Raw genomic sequence first — 18,479 nt, forward strand, 5'->3', positions numbered from 1 at the left:
CTATTTACAGTCAAACCATATTGGAGGTCTTATGCACCCATTATCTAAAGAACAACTTGAACAGTCACGCAGCATTCAGGCTCAAATACTGCAAAGCGCTGCAAAGCATAAACGAGGTCAGCTAGCCAAAGGCTTAGGGGTTGATACCACCACCGTCGGTCGCTGGTTAGATAGCAGTCATAAAGACAGTAGACTCATACAATTTGCCGCCATTTTGGCGATGTGCAACTTAAAAGTAGTACCTATCAATATGCGCTGCTATGACAGTCAAAAAATAGATATCTTATTTCACCTTGCTAAAGACAGTTTTAACCGCTTAGAAGTCGTAGATGACTTTTTTATGACGCCAATGACTGATCAAGGAGTACATAATGAGTAAATCAGATGAGGTGGGTATTTGGCTGCCCGTTTATATTGGCGACATGCTCGCCATGACAACGCGCTTTAGTACAGAGCAGGTAGGTGCTTTGTATTTACTTATGATGGATTATTGGAAGAATGGCGAGGTACCACATGATGACAAAGTCATTGCTGCAATCACTCGATTATCTACCAATAAATCTAAAACGTTTATTAAATTGCTTTTGAGTATTCAGCTGTTTGAAAGCAATGGTGAGCTATTATTCAGCTCGTATCTCGATGAGAAAAAAGAAACAGCGACCAACAATCGAAAGATAAAATCTGAACGGGGTAAGAAGGGTTCTGACGCTCGTTGGGGCAAAAATAAAAAAAGTGATAGTGATAACATTATAGATGATCCAAGCAATGCACAAGCATCATCTAAAACATGCTTAGGCAATACTAACGATATACTTGAGCAATGCCCGTCATCATCATCTTCATCCAATAAACCTTCTCTCTCTCAGTCAAATAATAACCGTTCAAATATTGATCCTATTAAAGACTGGGCAGCACCTACACTCAATCAGACAAATACTTTACTTAAAAACGCATCGTCATCAGCACCAGTATTAGATTCAAAAGCTTATGCCAATCATGTTAAGAGTTTCAAGACGTACTACACAGAGCAAGAGCTAAAAAATAATCCCATTTTAACGGATGACAGACGATGTGATGTCCTTATCGCATGGATTAATAATGACCGTCAGTACCAATCTAAAAACAACAAAAGCAAAGGAGAGCATTATGAATCAGCCTCAAAAACCAATCAAAAAAATGCACCTAGCAACGCATTTGACCATGCTGCCCACTACGTTGAACAAGGACAGCAAGACGTTGATATCTACTTCGACCGCCATGGCATGATGATTATGCTATTGATAATACCCAGGAAATGCGGCAACTGACCAAAGAGCTGGTGCGACTGTTTGGTGAGTGGCAGCTAAACTTTGGTAATAAGGCAAAAGCTGAGGACTACCCTACACAAAAAGCCATATTATGGGCAAAGGTCATAATGCATTTGCAGCCAACGGCCAAACAGTGGCAACAAGCTAAGCAGCGCTCTATACTTGAAGAATGGCCACCAAGCTCAGCACGTGACTTACTGGCTTTAGCAGATACCAATGGGAAAAGCTATCCAAACAGTCGCCAAGCTTATCTTGATGCGGCTCAGCGAAAGTATGTTCATGCTGTGGTTTATGAGACGGCTAGACGGGTTGGGTTTTCAGACATAAGATAAAGCAGACTATTACCTATCCCTGCTGGCAGCAATATATCCAAAGGTATGTCAGGAACACACTAACGGCGCGACATTTGTATTACCTCAATCACGACAAATTGCCCATAAACACATACCTATGTCTAGTGATAGCCCTATGGCGGCAACCGTTGATACATTTTTAAGAGAGTTTGGGCGTCAAAGTATGTAATGCTATATATGAATAAGCTTCAATAAACACAACTGACTTAGTAGTCTGTTATAAGTGGTTCCATTATAGCAGTCTGTTTTAAGTAGTCTGTTAATAGGTTTGAAGGCTGAAATAGCTGGTTCTCTTGGGGTATACCCAAAAAATAACAATATTGTTATGGCTTTCGAGACCATCCCAAATTCTGTGTAACTGCCATTTAGATTAAATGCTTACTAATACGATCATCAAACATAATCATAAAACGATTAAGAGCAGACGTCCAGTTACGGATTGGCATCGACCACTTTTTCGATGCCTGCTGGGTTGCCAGATATACTACCTTGAATGCTGCCTGATCAGACGGGAACACCTTACGCTTATTCACCGCTGTCCGAATCACACTGTTTAGCGACTCAATAGCATTGGTGGTATATATGACTTTTCTGATGTCTTTAGGGTAACCAAAGAACACCGTTAAGCCCTCCCAGTTATTACGCCAAGACTTGACCACGTGCGGGTACTCTTTGCCCCAAGTCTCATCAAAGTGCTCAAGGTTAGCCTCTGCTATCTCAAGCGTATCAGCGCCGTAGATGGCCTTTAAATCAGCGGCTACTGCCTTTTTGTCCGTCCAGGGTACAAACTTCATTGAGTAGCGCACCATATGCACGATACACAGCTGAACCTGAGCTTTAGGATAGACCGTATTGATGGCATCAGGGAAACCCTTTAAACCATCGACACAGGCAATGAGGATATCTTGCACCCCGCGGTTTTGTAGTTCAGTGAGAACCCCTAGCCAGAACTTAGCGCCTTCATTCTCTGATAGCCACATGCCAAGCAGCTCTTTTTTACCGTTAAGAGCGACACCTAGAGCTAAGTAAATTGCTTTGTTGATAATCTGCTTATCTTGACGTACCTTAACGACAATGCAGTCCAAATAGACAATAGGATAAACACTACTCAATGGCCGGTTCTGCCATGCGGTGATGTCCTCTAAGATGTTGTCAGTGACTCTTGACACTAAGCTGCTTGAGATATCGACGTCGTAAAGCTCTTTGATACTCTCTACAATCTCAGTGGTGGTTTGACCTTTGGCGTAAAGGAATATGATTTTATCATCAAGACCAGTAATGCGAGTTTGATGCTTACGTACTAGTGCAGGCTCAAAGTCACCATCACGGTCTCTTGGGGTGGAGATCTCAAGATCGCCTGTGTCACTGCGGACGGTCTTTTTAGTGTGCCCATTGCGCTTGTTTGGCTTATCCGCTTTTTCATGCTTGGGATAGCCGAGATGGTCTTCCATCTCAGCCTCTAAGGCAGTATCGATAAAGGATTGCATGAGCTGTTTTTGGAAGTCTTTGATGTCATCAAAGCTTTTCATGCTACCAGCTATTTGCTCAGCCAGTTTCTTGATGTCAGTTTGGTTAGTCATTGCTTATTCTCCTGTTATTGGATTATAAGCAGTTACACACTTTTTAGGAAAGACTCTGGCTTTCTTTTACCTTAGCTACCAATTTCTTAGGGATGATTACCCCTGGTTATTAGTCCGAAATATTTATGCTTAAAACAAAAAAAGCAGGCGATGAATAATCGCCTGCTTTTTACTAATATATTACAGTTGGTCTCGCACAAAACTACATGATATGGAACATGGCTTCTGTCTGTATATCATTAAAATCTTGAACTTGTCCGATAGTAAAGTCCACTGTCATACCTATATTGTCAGTTGCTCCTTTAGAGACTGATGTCACATTATTATCAGAAGATGGAGTAGCATTGCTCACATCTGTTTGCTCAAAAATCAATTCATTACTATTCACATCAAGTAAATCGTCAATGCTAGGTAGCTCTATTTGTGGCGAGTCGATGAGCGTTTGCATTTGACTAACACTGCTATCGAAGCTAAGAGGTAGATTAGCGCTACTATCATAATAGGTGTCTGTATCGTTACCTAGATCAATAGACTCACTAAAGTAGTCATTTCCGCTATCATCATCAGAAGAATCTTCCGCTTCATCGAATAACATCATGCTACGAGCATTGCTAGTGCCCGCATTTACCATTGCTTCATAGCTGCTTTATCCAAAACGGTTCCATCATCGAAATAAAATATTATCAACACCATTTCCATTAAACTGGCTTATTATCTTGACACTTCCTCCAGTAGTTTGAATAATTAAATCCTGATCGTCCCTACTTAGAGTTAAATCTGATAGGTTTAAACCTTCTAAATCAAGCCTATTTGATCCTGACCCATCACTTATATAAACATTACCAATACTGCTATTATTTGTAACATCCTTTAATTCTAAACCGTTAATAGTGTAGGTATCATTTCCCAATCCGCCTCGTAAAATATTTCCAGAACTAGATATGAAGTCTTTTACAACTAAAGTGTCATTGCCTTCACCACCCCAAAGTGTATCTCCAGCTCCTGATGATATCAAAGTGTCATTCCCAGCTTCTCCGTATAGAGTATCCTTACCTCCTGAAGCTATTAAAATATCATCGCCATTACCACCGTAGATATAGTCATTATTAACGCCACCTTTTAAAGTATCATTACCATCACCACCACCATATAAGACAGAGTTTTCACTATCCAATGTCAATACATCGTCGCCATCCGTACCAACTATTTTCCCACCTGCTAAAGTTTCAATAGCTGCTTTATCCAAAACGGTTCCATCATCGAAATAAATATTATCAACACCATTTCCATTAAACTGGCTTATTATCTTGACACTTCCTCCAGTAGTTTGAATAATTAAATCCTGATCGTCCCTACTTAGAGTTAAATCTGATAGGTTTAAACCTTCTAAATCAAGCCTATTTGATCCTGACCCATCACTTATATAAACATTACCAATACTGCTATTATTTGTAACATCCTTTAATTCTAAACCGTTAATAGTGTAGGTATCATTTCCCGATCCGCCTCGTAAAATATTTCCAGAACTGGATATGAAATCTTTTACAACTAAAGTGTCATTGCCTTCACCACCCCAAAGTGTATCTCCAGCTCCTGATGATATCAAAGTGTCATTTTTTCTTGAGCTTCTCCGTATAGAGTATCCTTACCTCCTGAAGCTATTAAAATATCATCGCCATTACCACCGTAGATAGTATCGTTTCCAGCAGAACCTTTAACGATATCTATAACATCAGTTGACTCAAAATATTCAGAGGCAGTAGACATAACGAAATCTAAGGTTGTACTGTTTCCAGCCACATCAGACGCTTGGATTTGATAGTTACCCTCTGCAAACGGAATGTTAGTGGCATTAGCGATAGGAACCAAAGTACCATTTTCTAATTTAAAGGCTTGTAGCGTATCTTGGTCTATATCTGCATTAACCTCTAACTGATTAGTAGCAGTATTGAAGTTTAAAATATCGCCTAAGATCGGAGCAGTAGTATCGATAGTGATATCTTTTACTGCTGTAAAGCTCTCATTAAGGGCTTCATCTGTTACCTTTGCTCTAAAGCTATAATCACCATCTGCTAGGTCAGAAGCCGTACCATTAGCTAACACTTGCCAAGTAACGCCTTGATCTATTGAATACTGATACTCAACTTGGCTACCTGCTTCATTACTCTCAATGGTTATATCAAAGGTGTTATCTTGAGTAATACCATCGTCTTGAGATAGTCCCGTATCTTCAAAGTTGTTAAATACTAATTCACCTGACTCTGGTATTGTCGTATCAGAAGTAATATTGACACGATAAGCGCCAACATAGTTCCCTTGTAAGTCAACTACTTTGATATCGAACTTTTCTGCCAACTGAGCTGGGTCTAAACCAAGCTCATTACCGTTTGAGCTATAAACATAAGAGCCATCAGCTGATAGTTCAAGTTGACCATTATCTGTATCTATAACAATAGGGCTAGATGCTGAACTACCTGCTTGAAATATAAGCGATTGTCCATCTATCTGAAGCTCATAATCATTAGGTGCGTTAATAGCGCCGTCGTCATCAGCAAAGATATTGCCTGTGACACTTTGATAACCCGTGAACTCAGTTTTTTCAACGTCTTTAAACTCAGTAATATTAAAATTGATTGATGATCCTGATGAATTAACATATAGATCTAACGTATATATACCTGGTGGAAGTGTACCTGTACCTAGGTCAATCGGATAATTATTTGAACCAACTGAAGATATGCTACCAGAACTTGATGCAGAAATTCCTGGGCCTTGAAGAATGTATTGATAGTTGCCTTGAATAATATTAGAGCCATTAGTGAGCTCCAACTGAGGTATTGCATTGTCACCCGTTATTTCAAACGTTATAGTTTCTGATATAAAAGATGATGCTTGCTTGTCCACTACAGTCTGCGCTTCACTGACAACAGTAGTTTCGAATGTCTCTTGCAGTTCTAGGTTATACACTTCGCTGAATGAGTTAACTGTAACATTAGCGGCTTAGTTGTAATAGTTTCAGTACCATCAGTGACGGTATAAGTGAAGCTGTCTTCGCCATTAAAGTTGGCATTTGGGGTATAAGTGTAGCTACCATCAGCATTAACAATGACTGTGCCATTAGTGGCTTCTGAGTCAAGGGTATAAGTTAGGGTGTCACCATCAGCGTCGGTGGCTACTTCTAGTTGACCGGTTGCTACGGTATCTTCTGTAGCGGCAATAGTGCTGTCTTCTGAGACTGGTGCATCATTGACATTAGCCACGTTAACGGTTGCGGTTTGGGTGATCACGCCACCTTGACCGTCATTAATGGTATAGGTGAAAGTGTCTTCGCCACTAAAGTCTTGGTTTGGCGTATAGCTATAGCTGCCGTCTTTACCGATAACCACCTTACCATTAGCCGCACCAGTAGCAATGGCATAGGTCAAGGCATCGCCATCCGCGTCAGTGGCCGCCTCTAGTTTGCCGGTAGCAACGGTGTCTTCAGTAGCCGCAATGATAGTGTCTTTTGAGACGGGAACATCATTCACGGAAGCCACTATGATGTTGGCGGTTTTAGTAATAGTTTCCGTGCCATCAGTGACGGTATAAGTGAAGCTGTCTTCGCCATTAAAGTTGGCATTTGGGGTATAAGTGTAGCTACCATCAGCATTAACAATCACTGTGCCATTAGTGGCTTCTGAGTCAAGGGTATAAGTTAGGGTGTCACCATCAGCGTCGGTGGCTACTTCTAGTTGACCGGTTGCTACGGTATCTTCTGTAGCGGCAATAGTGCTGTCTTCTGAGACTGGTGCATCATTGACATTAGCCACGTTAACGGTTGCGGTTTGGTGATCACGCCACCTTGACCGTCATTAATGGTATAGGTGAAAGTGTCTTCGCCACTAAAGTCTTGGTTTGGCGTATAGCTATAGCTGCCGTCTTTACCGATAACCACCTTACCATTAGCCGCACCAGTAGCAATGGCATAGGTCAAGGCATCGCCATCCGCGTCAGTGGCCGCCTCTAGTTTGCCGGTAGCAACGGTGTCTTCAGTAGCCGCAATGATAGTGTCTTTGAGACGGGAACATCATTCACGGAAGCCACTATGATGTTGGCGGTTTTAGTAATAGTTTCCGTGCCATCAGTGACGGTATAAGTGAAGCTGTCTTCGCCATTAAAGTTGGCATTTGGGGTATAAGTGTAGCTACCATCAGCATTAACAATCACTGTGCCATTAGTGGCTTCTGAGTCAAGGGTATAAGTTAGGGTGTCACCATCAGCGTCGGTGGCTACTTCTAGTTGACCGGTTGCTACGGTATCTTCTGTAGCGGCAATAGTGCTGTCTTCTGAGACTGGTGCATCATTGACATTAGCCACGTTAACGGTTGCGGTTTGGGTGATCACGCCACCTTGACCGTCATTAATGGTATAGGTGAAAGTGTCTTCGCCACTAAAGTCTTGGTTTGGCGTATAGCTATAGCTGCCGTCTTTACCGATAACCACCTTACCATTAGCCGCACCAGTAGCAATGGCATAGGTCAAGGCATCGCCATCCGCGTCAGTGGCCGCCTCTAGTTTGCCGGTAGCAACGGTGTCTTCAGTAGCCGCAATGATAGTGTCTTTTGAGACGGGAACATCATTCACGGAAGCCACTATGATGTTGGCGGTTTTAGTAATAGTTTCAGTACCATCAGTGACGGTATAAGTGAAGCTGTCTTCGCCATTAAAGTTGGCATTTGGGGTATAAGTGTAGCTACCATCAGCATTAACAATGACTGTGCCATTAGTGGCTTCTGAGTCAAGGGTATAAGTTAGGGTGTCACCATCAGCGTCGGTGGCTACTTCTAGTTGACCGGTTGCTACGGTATCTTCTGTAGCGGCAATAGTGCTGTCTTCTGAGACTGGTGCATCATTGACATTAGCCACGTTAACGGTTGCGGTTTGGGTGATCACGCCACCTTGACCGTCATTAATGGTATAGGTGAAAGTGTCTTCGCCACTAAAGTCTTGGTTTGGCGTATAGCTATAGCTGCCGTCTTTACCGATAACCACCTTACCATTAGCCGCACCAGTAGCAATGGCATAGGTCAAGGCATCGCCATCCGCGTCAGTGGCCGCCTCTAGTTTGCCGGTAGCAACGGTGTCTTCAGTAGCCGCAATGATAGTGTCTTTTGAGACGGGAACATCATTCACGGAAGCCACTATGATGTTGGCGGTTTTAGTAATAGTTTCCGTGCCATCAGTGACGGTATAAGTGAAGCTGTCTTCGCCATTAAAGTTGGCATTTGGGGTATAAGTGTAGCTACCATCAGCATTAACAATCACTGTGCCATTAGTGGCTTCTGAGTCAAGGGTATAAGTTAGGGTGTCACCATCAGCGTCGGTGGCTACTTCTAGTTGACCGGTTGCTACGGTATCTTCTGTAGCGGCAATAGTGCTGTCTTCTGAGACTGGTGCATCATTGACATTAGCCACGTTAACGGTTGCGGTTTGGGTGATCACGCCACCTTGACCGTCATTAATGGTATAGGTGAAAGTGTCTTCGCCACTAAAGTCTTGGTTTGGCGTATAGCTATAGCTGCCGTCTTTACCGATAACCACCTTACCATTAGCCGCACCAGTAGCAATGGCATAGGTCAAGGCATCGCCATCCGCGTCAGTGGCCGCCTCTAGTTTGCCGGTAGCAACGGTGTCTTCAGTAGCCGCAATGATAGTGTCTTTTGAGATCGGGGCTTTGTTAGCAGGAGCCTTTGGTGAATTATCACTTGAACCACCGCTTATAGCTGCAATTCCTAATGCAGCTGCGCCAAGTGATCCCAATAAAACACCATTGCTTATACCTCCAAATAACGAAGTGTCACTTAGCATTTCTGACACAAGCGTCGTATAAGAGGTTTCTGAGGCTATTTGTGATGTTACACCTGTTTCAGAACTCACATAATTAAACTCAACAAAACCTGAATCGCTAACTGTACCAAGCTGAATATCATCGGTTAGATAGTAATCCTCAATGGTCAGTAACGTTTCACCATTTTCATCTGCAATTAATAATCATCGGCTACTTTTTTAGCTTTTAATTTTTTAGCTGGTTGACCCGTTTTAGCATCTACTAAAGCGATTTGCATGCCTTCCTCAGCCGCTATTATAGTAGGTTGGTTGCTATTTAATACTTGATTAATCAAGTTGACGTTATCTTTTTGCAAGACGAGTTGAGTTGTTTGTGTCATTAGACATCCTTATTAAACCTTCTTATAAATTAAGAAAGCTTTCTTATGCGGGAGAGGTTTTGTTTTAGGCAGGTAACATTAACTAACAATACTAATACTAATACTAATACTAATACTATAGTAATTCACATTAGTTTGATTTGATAGTGAAATAAGACTAAATTTCTTGATTTTCTAGTTAGTTACTCTTTTAAACTATGATTAGTTTAAGTAGACAAATTTTATGAAGGCTATCATGGAGTTTAGAGAGAATAAGGAGTGCTAAATAGCGATAAAAATGAGGTAAATCAGACTTTTTAAAAATGGTAATCCCACAATTTAATGTCTACGGATTCGATAGCAGAGGTCAGCTCAGTATACGAATCTGAATAATAGGTAAGTTAAACTTATTAACATCAACCCAAGCTTCAAGATCATTAAGTAACGTTTAAATGAAAAACACCCTTATACCGTCAAACTCTCCCCAAGTAAAAAAATTTTAGATCCCTGTAAATATTGAGCGAACTGCACACGTCTAAAGAGCTTATCTTTTTCTGGGCGAATGTAAGCACACATTGAAAGTCTGACACTACGTGTTGGATATATCTCAACCATAATAAAACCTAACGCTCACCTAAGCCTTCAGAGAAGGTTTTGGTCAATGGCTTAGTCAGATAGGACAGTACTGAACGCTGTTGCGCTTTTATATCAACTGAAGCGGTCATTCCTGGCTTGATTACAATCTCATCACCACGACCTGCAAACTCAGCCCCTGTTATCTTATTTGCGCGCGGTAGTAAGGCTCTTCTCCTTTTGGTGTCTGCTCCATAAGCGTATCGGGACTGATATACACCACTGTACCATTCATCGCACCAAATATTGAGTAGTCATAAGCATCAAGTTGACCGTTGCTTCCTGCTGCTCTTTTACATAAGCGATATCTATAGGACTAATTTTGGCCTCGACAATCAAATCACTACTGGTCGGTAGTATCTCCATAATAACTTCACCAGGTTTCACAACGCCGCCAATAGTGGTAATTAAGATATTATTAACCTTACCTTCTGTAGGAGCAAATAGTTTTTTTTCTTCTAATACCTGATTATAATCTCGTAGCTGCTCTAACTCTACATTTAGCTCTTCTTGCGCTTTGGTCATCTCCGCTTGTGCCTCTTCGAAGTACTTATTACGCTTATTAGTGATTTGTGCTTGGATATCTGCTACTTGCCGGCGCAGCTTAATTACATCCGCTTGGCTGACATCACCGTATGCTAATAGCGGCTCATTCATGCTCAGTTCTTGATTGGCAAGTACCATCATCTTCTGTAAGGAGCTGACATCTTGATCGATAGCTTGACGACGACGGTTATAGAGTTGCTTTTGGTTTTCAACGTACTTTGTATAAGCTTTAATTTCATCAGGAAACACTAATTCACGCTCAATATTTCGGCCTCTAGCCTTGCTAGACGAGCTTTGAGCGCAGCAATTTTGGAGTCAGAGTTAGCAACGGCTGCTTGCGCGCGCTCCTCTTCTAAGGTGACAATTAGCTGCCCTTTTTTGACTTCGTCTCCCTCTTTGACCAAAAGCTCAGTCAAGACACCACCCTCCAAGGCTTGAATGTCTTGGGTGCGAGCGCTTGCTATAACGGTTGCCGTTGCCCGCGTAACTTGATCAATCTGGGCAAAATAAGCCCAAACTACTAAGGCAATAATACCAAAGAGTGCGCCCCAAATAATGATACGAGTACGCCCAACTTTAGGGTCTTGAGCTTTATACTGATATTGATTCATGATCTCAACCTAAATTATGATAGTGATGGCATTACTCATCATCAGTTTTTAACTCAATACTTGAGGATTTTTGGCTAATAACACGCACTTGTGGCTTACTGACTTTCGCTGACATTTTATTAGTTTTTTGTGGCGCTTCATTGGCTTTTAGCTGCTCAAGCACTCGATCTTTAGGTCCATCCATGACAATCTTTTGATTATCCATAATAATAATACGATCAACCAATTGGAGTAAGGGCATCTTATGAGTGGAAACAATGAGCGTGTGATCTTCACCAAATTCTTTTTTGAGCACCTCAATACATTTTAACTCTTGGCGATTATCCATCGACGCGGTTGGCTCATCCATCAGTAATATCGAAGGTTTGGTCAGTATTAGACGAGTAAAAGCGACTAGCTGCTTTTGCCCACCCCGACAAGCCTTTACCGCCCTCACTAATCGGCAAATCCAAGCCACTTGAATGACTAGCGACTAGCTTAATCAAGCCGGTTTGCACTAGGGCATCACGCATTACGTCATCACTAGGAGCTGGTAGCCCAATTAATAAGTTCTCTCGTAAGGTTCCCTCAAATAGTCGGTGATCTTGCTGCAGATAACCGACTTGCTCACTTAGAGATGCACGACTAATCTGTTGAATGTCTAGCCCATCTAGTAGTATACGACCTTGCGATGGTGCGTATAGTCCTGATAATACCTTGAGTAAAGTCGACTTGCCTGAACCAATCGGCCCTAACACTGCAATGCGCTCGCCAGCATTGATTTTTAGTGTATTAATAGATAAGGCTGGTTGGTCATTATTCTGATAATTAAAGCTAACTTTATCTAGAACGAAGTTGCCCATAATGCGACTGGGTGATAAAGGGTGGCTGACGCCATGGTTGTCTTGCTCCAAGGAGAATAGCTGTTCAATATTGAGCTTGGCAGCCTTGGCATGAGAATGCTGTACGAGTAGATTAGGAATACTCATAATCGGCGCTAGAATACGACCGCCTAGGATAGAACACGCAATCAAGCCGCCCATAGTCATGTCACCAGACATCACCACAAACGAGCCGACAATCACAATTCCCACATAACTGGTTTGTTGAATCATCTGCGATAAATAACTCAAATTGTCATTGGCGTGCTTCATATCGAGATCATTTTTGGTGGTGATATTCATCAATCGAGCCAGCGTGATAAAAACTTCCAATTACCAGCGCCAGCTTTGATAGTCTCAACCCCCTCTACCGTCTCAACCAAAATACCAGTCTTACGATAAGAGGCCTGCGCCCCAACAGCGGCGATACTATCGATCTTTTTGCGAGCGCCGATACCTAACAAAATGGCGATAATGGCCGCTACGATAGGAACTAAAGCGACCAAAGGATTACCGATCACCACAATCAAAGTCACAAAGATAACGGCCATCGGAATATCGACTAAACCAAATAAAGTACTTGCGGTATAAAACCCACGAACTTGCTCGTAACCGCGTAATTGCGCGGCCATCGAACCCACCGATCCTGGCATCTGATCGATACGAACATTCAATAAGCGTTGGAATACTTCACGCGATAGATATTGATCAAGATTGACTACTACCTTGTCCATAATCTTTGAGCGCGCAAACTTCATAAAAGTTTCGAACAAAATGACCAAGCCCACCCCACTAGCTAGGATTATAAGCGTATATTCGCTACGAGTAGGAATGACGCGGTCATAGACCTGCATCGAAAATAACGATACCGCTAGTGCTAGCATGTTGATCAAGAAGGAAGCAACTACAGCTTCAACAACGATGCCGCGATAATTTTTCAAATCTTTTTTGAGGAGTTGATCAAAAGAGACTTGCTTACGTTTACTAGGCTCATCCTCTAGCGACGAATACGTAGCAAGTGTAAAAAATCATCACTGCTATAGGCGATGGTATTATCGGACTGCTGAAAGCGCCATAACCCTTGTGGATTTTGTTGACGAATAATGCCCCAACCTTCAGTAGGATGTAATGCAAGCAGCGGTAAAAAGGCAGCGTCCGGAGCCAGTAGCACTTCTGGCAATTGCTCTATATCGAGCTGCTGTAGCACATTAATAATACCCGCAATCGTTCGTAAATCCTCACGCTGTCGATTGATAACCCCATGTAAACGCACGCTATCAATAGGATAGCCTTGTTGCGTCAATAAAGCATGCAGCGCGGCTGATAGCTGAGAGGCTAGCACGAATGAAGCGTTCTCTATTTCTATAAGTTCGGATTGAGCAGGCAGATTAGACATATCAATAGTATCAGGCGGTAGATGACTATCAGGCGTTTGATTATTCGAGGCAGGTAGAGAAGAGCTCATAACGATGGTATCTCATTAGTTAACTATTTATAAACGCTCAGATTATGCGATGAACAGCTATTATTTTATTCAATAGCGTCATTCAATATGATTTTTGACTGAGTCTGTCTAAAACGCTGATCATACAAAATAGCTTCATCGTAGTTGCTGTCATCGCTATCACTAACTTCTAGAAGAGTAAGTTTGAAAACCGTTTTGACTGTCTATCGATGTCATAGTCTGCTCCTCTGTAGGGACGACACTAATTAATTGCCACTAGAGTCGGCGTAGTCATAATGGATTTAGAATTACCGGCATCTGGTTTGACTAACCAGCTTTTGACAGAGTCTATTGGTCTAAGAGAGGTCTGATTGACGGCTTTGATCAAACTGTTGCCAAGACATCATACCAAAATCAACCTGCAACTTATAATAAGAGGCAATAATAGAAGCTCTCGTCTCAACCAACTGTAGATGAATTGAGAGTGCTCACGTACGGCATTCAATACCTCAAGCCAAGACTTACGTCCCGCGATAAACTGCCGACGATAAGAACTAACAACAATTTGGGCGCCGGCGACTGCCGCAATTAATGAGCGTTCTTGATCTTTGGCACTAGCAAACTGTTGGTATTGGGTCTGTATGGTTTCGAGCACCAGTCTTCTTGATGCCTCTTTTGATTGCACAAACTCTGTACGCGAGACTCCGAAGCTTTAGCTAACGCTAGATTAGACAGACCCGCCCCTGGATCGTAACTTAGACCGACTGAAAACTCGCCTTCATTATCATTAGAATCACTATCGTGATAGTAATCGTATTCATATTGGGCGTAAAAAGTAGGATAGCGTGCAGACTGTAGGGCCATAACTCCCTGCTTTGCCGCTTCAACCTGATAATGCTCTTTGACCACCGTAGGATTATAAAAGCTAGCTTGATCAAAGGCCATTCTCTCAAAAGCTTGCGAATAACCTTTGGCTTGATTGACAAGTTCGGCCAAGTTAGGCGCTGGCAAATCAGTTTCTGATAGTCTAAGACCAGTAATTTGCTGCAAGCGGGCGATAGCAATACGCTGCTGCTCAACCGCAGATTGATAGGCATTTTGTTCCTGCAAAATACGATTGGTCACCAAATCTAATTCAATACGAGCAGAAACTCCCTGTGAAACTCGGCGCTGCATCATAGCTTCAAACTCGGTCAACAATTTTAAACTATCAAAATAAACCCCTTGCTTGGTCAGCGCAGTCATATAACTTTGCCAAGCTTCTATCGTGGTTTTTGCTACTTGGTTCTGCCGCTCATAAGTGTATTCTTTTGCCGCTTTATCATCGAAAATAGCCTGATTGACATTGGCGGTGAGCTTACCTCCTGTCCATAACGACTGTCTAATCTGTAGCTGTGAGACCATACCGTCATCGCGATCATAGCCTGATGATACTGTAGGAGAAGGTAACAGATTCAGTTTCGCAGCTCTAATACTCTCAGTAGTAGCTTGCTGTTCAGAGCGAGCTGAACCTACCAAAGGATGGCTTTGAATCGCTTGATTGATAAGCTGATTCATATTGGTATCGGCGCTGCTAGCGCTAGCTAAGCTAGACATTAATCCAGACAACGTTAGATATAACATACCAACTGACAGCCGCTGCCAGTTACGTTTAGTCAGCACTACTATAGTAAGAGCTGGTCTTATGGCTGGAAGATGTGAATAAATAGTCATTCTGATATGCTGAATCCTGCGGTAGGTAAATTAAAGAGATATAAATCGCGCATCATGGCATTACCCTCATCTTATAGGACATTTTTATATAGGTAATAATAATTATAACCGATATAGTACTAGAACAATTATTATAGTGATAACCAGTCATTACTCCCTTAAAGCTGCCTTAAGGATCAAATATATGCCTAAATCTTTACCACCAACTAAACCGGTAAGACCAAGAGATAAATCGATGTTAGCTATTGTCTTGGCAGTACTGCTACATATTGTGGTTGGCATTGTAATCTACTTTACAGTGTTTGATAAAGAGCGGCCCATCACTGTACCGACTGTTACTGCCGATAATAAACAGTCAGTATCGGCAGCTATGGTGGCAGATGAAAAGCTATCTGCTGCCAATCCAAAGGATTTGATAGACCAAATAGAGTCTTCAAAAAGCGTCAATAGTCATAAAAAAAACTCTGCCTCCGTCAGTACTAATAATACCTCAGCTAATGAAAGTACTACATCGAAGCAAAAACCCGAAGTCATAACTAATAGCAGAGATACAGTAGCGCCAACAGTAACTTTATCAAAAAACGACAATATCATAACTGACGTAGAGTCCACCACTAATAAAACACCAGCCCAGGCTGAATATAAACTCAAACAAACCCAAGAGTATCAACAGCTAGATAAAGACATTGATCAAGATAATGAACAACTCTCTAAACTCATTGATGAGGTAAAAAAACGCAATCAGAGTCAAATTCAACAGCATCACCTACCTAAAGCTAGCGAAACTCCAAGCGATAATACACCTAGGGTTCAGCACGATTACCCTATTACACCGATCACCTCATTACCTCCTAAAAAAGGATCTGCTAAAGACGCTCAGGCCGCTGAAGGTTCACCGACTAATCAATAAGCCTCGTAATTTTAAATAACAAAAAGCCATAATTGATTATGGCTTTTCGTCATTCAAAGAGTAGACAACAAGGTAGCTGATCCTAAGGTAAGTAACTTTTAACCACTCTGCTTATATTATAGTGATGTCTGTATCTACATATAAGGTAACCGTTGAATCTGTCGTACTTTGATACTGACTGTAGCCGGCTTGATCAGACGTTTGTTTTTTAACAAAATCTGTTGTTAAAGATACTTGGTCAGCATTATCACCATTAATAAATAGCTGATTATTACTATCAGTCATGGCGATGACATCACTGGTACTGAGATTAGTCAATGACTGCGCACCATTACCAGTCATATCAATCACCTCCATATTATCAATCACACTACTATCAAAGTTACCAAAATCAATACTGGTATTAGCCACGTTGATCAACAAAGTATCGAAATCAGCACCACCATCCATCAGTAGGTTATCTTCGGAGAACACTAACCTGTCATTACCACCACCACCTTGTAGCATGTTAGCACCACTACCACCATCGAGGAAGTCATTACCACTACCGCCGATTAAAATATCATCACCAGCACCGCCTTTATAATTCACCGGTGATGACTGCCCCGAAGCATCTAGGATGTCGTCTTCAGCAGTACCATTGAACTTATTAGTAAAGGCGATATCAATAGATACTTGCTTTTCTATAGGCTCTGAGGTATCCGTCATAGTACCTGCCGTATCCACTGTGCTGAAAGCAAAATCAAGATCACTTTTTAGGGCTACTGAGGATTGAATCTGTAAGGCATTAATCTGCTCAGGAGTGATACCACTGATGGTATAACTCTTATCAGCTGCATTCCAAACGGCATCTAACGGCTCAGTTGTGCCTTTAACTTTAATACGCAGCATACCCTCTTTTAAATCAGCTCCATTACCAGTAATGACCATAGTGACCGTTTCACTGCCATCCGTATCTTTCATAACAGCGTTTAGGTTTAAAGCCGTCCATTTGCCTTGAGCACCAAGCACCGCCGATGGATCGAATTTCACTCCATCCGCAACGGGCTGCACATTAAGCTCAATCACTAGCGGATCACTGATCATGCCACTGTCATAACGACCTTCATCTCGATATTAGGGACAACAGCACTGACATCTTCAGGAGCCTTGATAAAGATATTCGGTGTCTCGCCTTCTTCGCCGCTATTAATTTATTCAACTTAGAAGCATCAATAGACCATGAGTTATTGTCACCTGAACCACCATTATTACTCGCTAAAACGTCAACACCACTACTATTAGTATAATAAACCAGATAGCCATTAGGGATATTGTCTAAGGTAATAGCGCTAGCCTTATCACCTTCATCGATATTAGTAATTTTATAGTCAATAGCCACCTTAGTATCTTCAGCACCAGTAGCGGTAGCTGTTGACAGACTCCCACTATCAGTGATGCTTAGATTGTCTGGCTGTGCTGAGACCTCAACGGTATATTGATGCTCATAGCTTACCGTACCACTATCATACCCTGGAACATCAGTCGCTTCCTTGTGAGCGGTGTTGACAGTGATGGTAGCGCTACCATCAGCGTTTTCGGCGGGCGTGTATTTGACTGTGACGTTATCGGGAGGATTAATACCGACATCAAGCTCATAGTACGTACCCGCAGGAATACCATCGACATCATTATCACCCAATGTCACTTCATCTAGCGGAACGCCATTGGCATCAGTCAGCACTCCGGCAGGACCAGTACCTGTCTTCAAATCAGACTCATTGACCTGAATGTAGAGCTTGCCATCAATCAGTACGACATAATCACCATCAGCACTGTTCTTTAGGTTAATGTTGATGTCAACGCTAGTATCTTCATCAGTTGCCACCGTGGTTGTTTTACCATTAGCATCCATTGGATCAGTAACAGGCTTGACCTCAATACTGACACCATTAATCTGCACTCTCTCCTCGCCACCGTCTCTATCCAAAGCGGTAAAGTTGGCATTAAAGGCAAAGTCTTGACTACCACCTGTGATATTGGTACTAAAGTCTTTTGGCGGTTTGACTGTTACCGCATCAAGGGCGTCTTCTGGACTGAGGTTACTGGCATCGTCAACACTAACAATCCACTTACCACCAATCTGCTGTACAATCACGTCTGCATTGGTACTTGATATCTCAGTCCCTACTGGTAAATCAGTTAAGGAGAAAGTATAAGCACCAACAGTACTGGCGGTAACAGGATTTAAGGTCGCGTCTAGGATATCACCAAGAACAAAGCTGACATCCTCTATCTGTGGGTTGTCATCGTTTTTGGTGAAGCTGGCTATCAAGTCAGGCTTGACAGGCGTATCAC

Annotated in this window: 22 protein-coding genes; 4 read left to right on the plus strand and 18 right to left on the minus strand. The window is 42.1% G+C overall.

The features are described 5' to 3' along the window. Positions 1–31: 31 nt before the first annotated feature. From G7Y90_RS15905 to G7Y90_RS15915, 3 genes are read left to right on the plus strand one after another with little or no spacing between them, the layout of a single operon-like run. The gene (locus G7Y90_RS15905; protein ID WP_250162878.1) at positions 32–379 is read left to right on the plus strand and encodes a hypothetical protein; all 348 of its coding nucleotides are present in this window, start codon (positions 32–34) and stop codon (positions 377–379) included. Next, positions 372–1,307, plus strand: coding sequence for a DUF1376 domain-containing protein (locus G7Y90_RS15910; RefSeq protein ID WP_250162879.1), 936 nt, complete (start codon positions 372–374; stop codon positions 1,305–1,307). The genes G7Y90_RS15905 and G7Y90_RS15910 overlap by 8 nt, the downstream gene beginning before the upstream one ends. Continuing rightward, the gene (locus tag G7Y90_RS15915; protein WP_250162880.1) at positions 1,295–1,639 is read left to right on the plus strand and encodes a hypothetical protein; all 345 of its coding nucleotides are present in this window, start codon (positions 1,295–1,297) and stop codon (positions 1,637–1,639) included. The genes G7Y90_RS15910 and G7Y90_RS15915 overlap by 13 nt, the downstream gene beginning before the upstream one ends. A 386-nt stretch (positions 1,640–2,025) precedes the next feature. On the opposite strand, the gene G7Y90_RS15920 is transcribed toward G7Y90_RS15915, so the two are convergent. The 16 genes from G7Y90_RS15920 to G7Y90_RS15975 form a co-directional block, all read right to left on the minus strand. Then, on the minus strand, positions 2,026–3,240 hold the full coding sequence (locus G7Y90_RS15920; RefSeq protein WP_250162881.1) for an IS256 family transposase: 1,215 nt from the start codon (positions 3,238–3,240) through the stop codon (positions 2,026–2,028). 202 nt (positions 3,241–3,442) lie between these two features. After that, positions 3,443–3,871: a hypothetical protein gene (locus G7Y90_RS15925; RefSeq protein ID WP_250162882.1), complete on the minus strand. Its 429-nt coding sequence runs from the start codon at positions 3,869–3,871 to the stop codon at positions 3,443–3,445. A gap of 33 nt (positions 3,872–3,904) precedes the next feature. After that, positions 3,905–4,846, minus strand: coding sequence for a calcium-binding protein (locus G7Y90_RS15930; RefSeq protein ID WP_250162883.1), 942 nt, complete (start codon positions 4,844–4,846; stop codon positions 3,905–3,907). Next, complete coding sequence (locus tag G7Y90_RS15935; protein WP_250162884.1) at positions 4,843–6,144, minus strand: Ig-like domain-containing protein; 1,302 nt, start codon at positions 6,142–6,144, stop codon at positions 4,843–4,845. Before G7Y90_RS15935 ends, G7Y90_RS15930 begins: the two co-directional genes overlap by 4 nt. Before the next feature lie 50 nt (positions 6,145–6,194). After that, positions 6,195–7,049, minus strand: a complete 855-nt coding sequence (locus tag G7Y90_RS15940; protein WP_250162885.1) for a cadherin-like domain-containing protein — start codon at positions 7,047–7,049, stop codon at positions 6,195–6,197. Further along, complete coding sequence (locus tag G7Y90_RS15945; protein ID WP_349773445.1) at positions 6,983–7,285, minus strand: cadherin-like domain-containing protein; 303 nt, start codon at positions 7,283–7,285, stop codon at positions 6,983–6,985. Before G7Y90_RS15945 ends, G7Y90_RS15940 begins: the two co-directional genes overlap by 67 nt. Continuing rightward, on the minus strand, positions 7,243–9,156 hold the full coding sequence (locus tag G7Y90_RS15950; RefSeq protein ID WP_250162886.1) for a tandem-95 repeat protein: 1,914 nt from the start codon (positions 9,154–9,156) through the stop codon (positions 7,243–7,245). Before G7Y90_RS15950 ends, G7Y90_RS15945 begins: the two co-directional genes overlap by 43 nt. A 107-nt stretch (positions 9,157–9,263) precedes the next feature. Then, a complete protein-coding gene (locus G7Y90_RS15955) occupies positions 9,264–9,446 on the minus strand; it encodes a hypothetical protein (protein ID WP_250162887.1) in 183 nt (60 codons plus the stop codon). A gap of 754 nt (positions 9,447–10,200) precedes the next feature. Further along, positions 10,201–10,293 (minus strand): hypothetical protein, encoded by a 93-nt coding sequence (locus tag G7Y90_RS19345; protein ID WP_502937371.1) that lies wholly within the window; start codon positions 10,291–10,293, stop codon positions 10,201–10,203. Further along, the gene (locus tag G7Y90_RS15960; RefSeq protein WP_250162888.1) at positions 10,290–10,853 is read right to left on the minus strand and encodes an HlyD family secretion protein; all 564 of its coding nucleotides are present in this window, start codon (positions 10,851–10,853) and stop codon (positions 10,290–10,292) included. Before G7Y90_RS15960 ends, G7Y90_RS19345 begins: the two co-directional genes overlap by 4 nt. Further along, entirely contained in the window at positions 10,853–11,215 is a 363-nt protein-coding gene (locus G7Y90_RS15965; RefSeq protein ID WP_250162889.1) for a biotin/lipoyl-containing protein, read from the minus strand. Before G7Y90_RS15965 ends, G7Y90_RS15960 begins: the two co-directional genes overlap by 1 nt. A gap of 31 nt (positions 11,216–11,246) precedes the next feature. Beyond that, a complete protein-coding gene (locus tag G7Y90_RS18160) occupies positions 11,247–11,672 on the minus strand; it encodes an ATP-binding cassette domain-containing protein (RefSeq protein ID WP_349773371.1) in 426 nt (141 codons plus the stop codon). Next, on the minus strand, positions 11,557–12,378 hold the full coding sequence (locus tag G7Y90_RS18165) for an ATP-binding cassette domain-containing protein (RefSeq protein ID WP_284143761.1): 822 nt from the start codon (positions 12,376–12,378) through the stop codon (positions 11,557–11,559). Before G7Y90_RS18165 ends, G7Y90_RS18160 begins: the two co-directional genes overlap by 116 nt. Next, on the minus strand, positions 12,378–13,016 hold the full coding sequence (locus G7Y90_RS18170; protein WP_284143762.1) for an ABC transporter transmembrane domain-containing protein: 639 nt from the start codon (positions 13,014–13,016) through the stop codon (positions 12,378–12,380). The genes G7Y90_RS18165 and G7Y90_RS18170 overlap by 1 nt, the downstream gene beginning before the upstream one ends. Positions 13,017–13,072: 56 nt before the next feature. Then, positions 13,073–13,540, minus strand: a complete 468-nt coding sequence (locus G7Y90_RS18175) for a hypothetical protein (RefSeq protein ID WP_284143763.1) — start codon at positions 13,538–13,540, stop codon at positions 13,073–13,075. 567 nt (positions 13,541–14,107) lie between these two features. Continuing rightward, positions 14,108–15,181, minus strand: coding sequence for a TolC family protein (locus G7Y90_RS15975; RefSeq protein WP_250162890.1), 1,074 nt, complete (start codon positions 15,179–15,181; stop codon positions 14,108–14,110). A gap of 235 nt (positions 15,182–15,416) precedes the next feature. On the opposite strand from G7Y90_RS15975, the gene G7Y90_RS15980 reads away from it, so the two are divergent. Beyond that, positions 15,417–16,142 (plus strand): hypothetical protein, encoded by a 726-nt coding sequence (locus G7Y90_RS15980; protein WP_250162891.1) that lies wholly within the window; start codon positions 15,417–15,419, stop codon positions 16,140–16,142. Positions 16,143–16,253: 111 nt separating this feature from the next. On the opposite strand, the gene G7Y90_RS15985 is transcribed toward G7Y90_RS15980, so the two are convergent. Both G7Y90_RS15985 and G7Y90_RS15990 read right to left on the minus strand, forming a co-directional pair. Further along, positions 16,254–17,228: a calcium-binding protein gene (locus G7Y90_RS15985; protein ID WP_250162892.1), complete on the minus strand. Its 975-nt coding sequence runs from the start codon at positions 17,226–17,228 to the stop codon at positions 16,254–16,256. 19 nt (positions 17,229–17,247) lie between these two features. Beyond that, entirely contained in the window at positions 17,248–18,456 is a 1,209-nt protein-coding gene (locus G7Y90_RS15990; protein ID WP_250162893.1) for a YbbR-like domain-containing protein, read from the minus strand. Positions 18,457–18,479 lie beyond the last annotated feature (23 nt).

It is taken from the genome of Psychrobacter sp. WY6 (assembly GCF_018448495.1).
Taxonomy (GTDB): domain Bacteria; phylum Pseudomonadota; class Gammaproteobacteria; order Pseudomonadales; family Moraxellaceae; genus Psychrobacter.

What these genes read in the sequence shown, in the direction of transcription:
- G7Y90_RS15905 (WP_250162878.1), top strand. Translation starts at nt 32, where the DNA reads ATGCACCCATTATCTAAAGAACAACTTGAACAGTCACGCAGCATTCAG.
- G7Y90_RS18175 (WP_284143763.1), bottom strand. Translation starts at nt 13,540, where the DNA reads ATGAGCTCTTCTCTACCTGCCTCGAATAATCAAACGCCTGATAGTCAT.
- G7Y90_RS15925 (WP_250162882.1), bottom strand. Translation starts at nt 3,871, where the DNA reads ATGGTAAATGCGGGCACTAGCAATGCTCGTAGCATGATGTTATTCGAT.
- G7Y90_RS15920 (WP_250162881.1), bottom strand. Translation starts at nt 3,240, where the DNA reads ATGACTAACCAAACTGACATCAAGAAACTGGCTGAGCAAATAGCTGGT.
- G7Y90_RS15915 (WP_250162880.1), top strand. Translation starts at nt 1,295, where the DNA reads ATGCGGCAACTGACCAAAGAGCTGGTGCGACTGTTTGGTGAGTGGCAG.
- G7Y90_RS15965 (WP_250162889.1), bottom strand. Translation starts at nt 11,215, where the DNA reads ATGAATCAATATCAGTATAAAGCTCAAGACCCTAAAGTTGGGCGTACT.
- G7Y90_RS15980 (WP_250162891.1), top strand. Translation starts at nt 15,417, where the DNA reads ATGCCTAAATCTTTACCACCAACTAAACCGGTAAGACCAAGAGATAAA.
- G7Y90_RS15910 (WP_250162879.1), top strand. Translation starts at nt 372, where the DNA reads ATGAGTAAATCAGATGAGGTGGGTATTTGGCTGCCCGTTTATATTGGC.
- G7Y90_RS15985 (WP_250162892.1), bottom strand. Translation starts at nt 17,228, where the DNA reads ATGATCAGTGATCCGCTAGTGATTGAGCTTAATGTGCAGCCCGTTGCG.
- G7Y90_RS18165 (WP_284143761.1), bottom strand. Translation starts at nt 12,378, where the DNA reads ATGAATATCACCACCAAAAATGATCTCGATATGAAGCACGCCAATGAC.
- G7Y90_RS19345 (WP_502937371.1), bottom strand. Translation starts at nt 10,293, where the DNA reads ATGAATGGTACAGTGGTGTATATCAGTCCCGATACGCTTATGGAGCAG.
- G7Y90_RS15955 (WP_250162887.1), bottom strand. Translation starts at nt 9,446, where the DNA reads ATGACACAAACAACTCAACTCGTCTTGCAAAAAGATAACGTCAACTTG.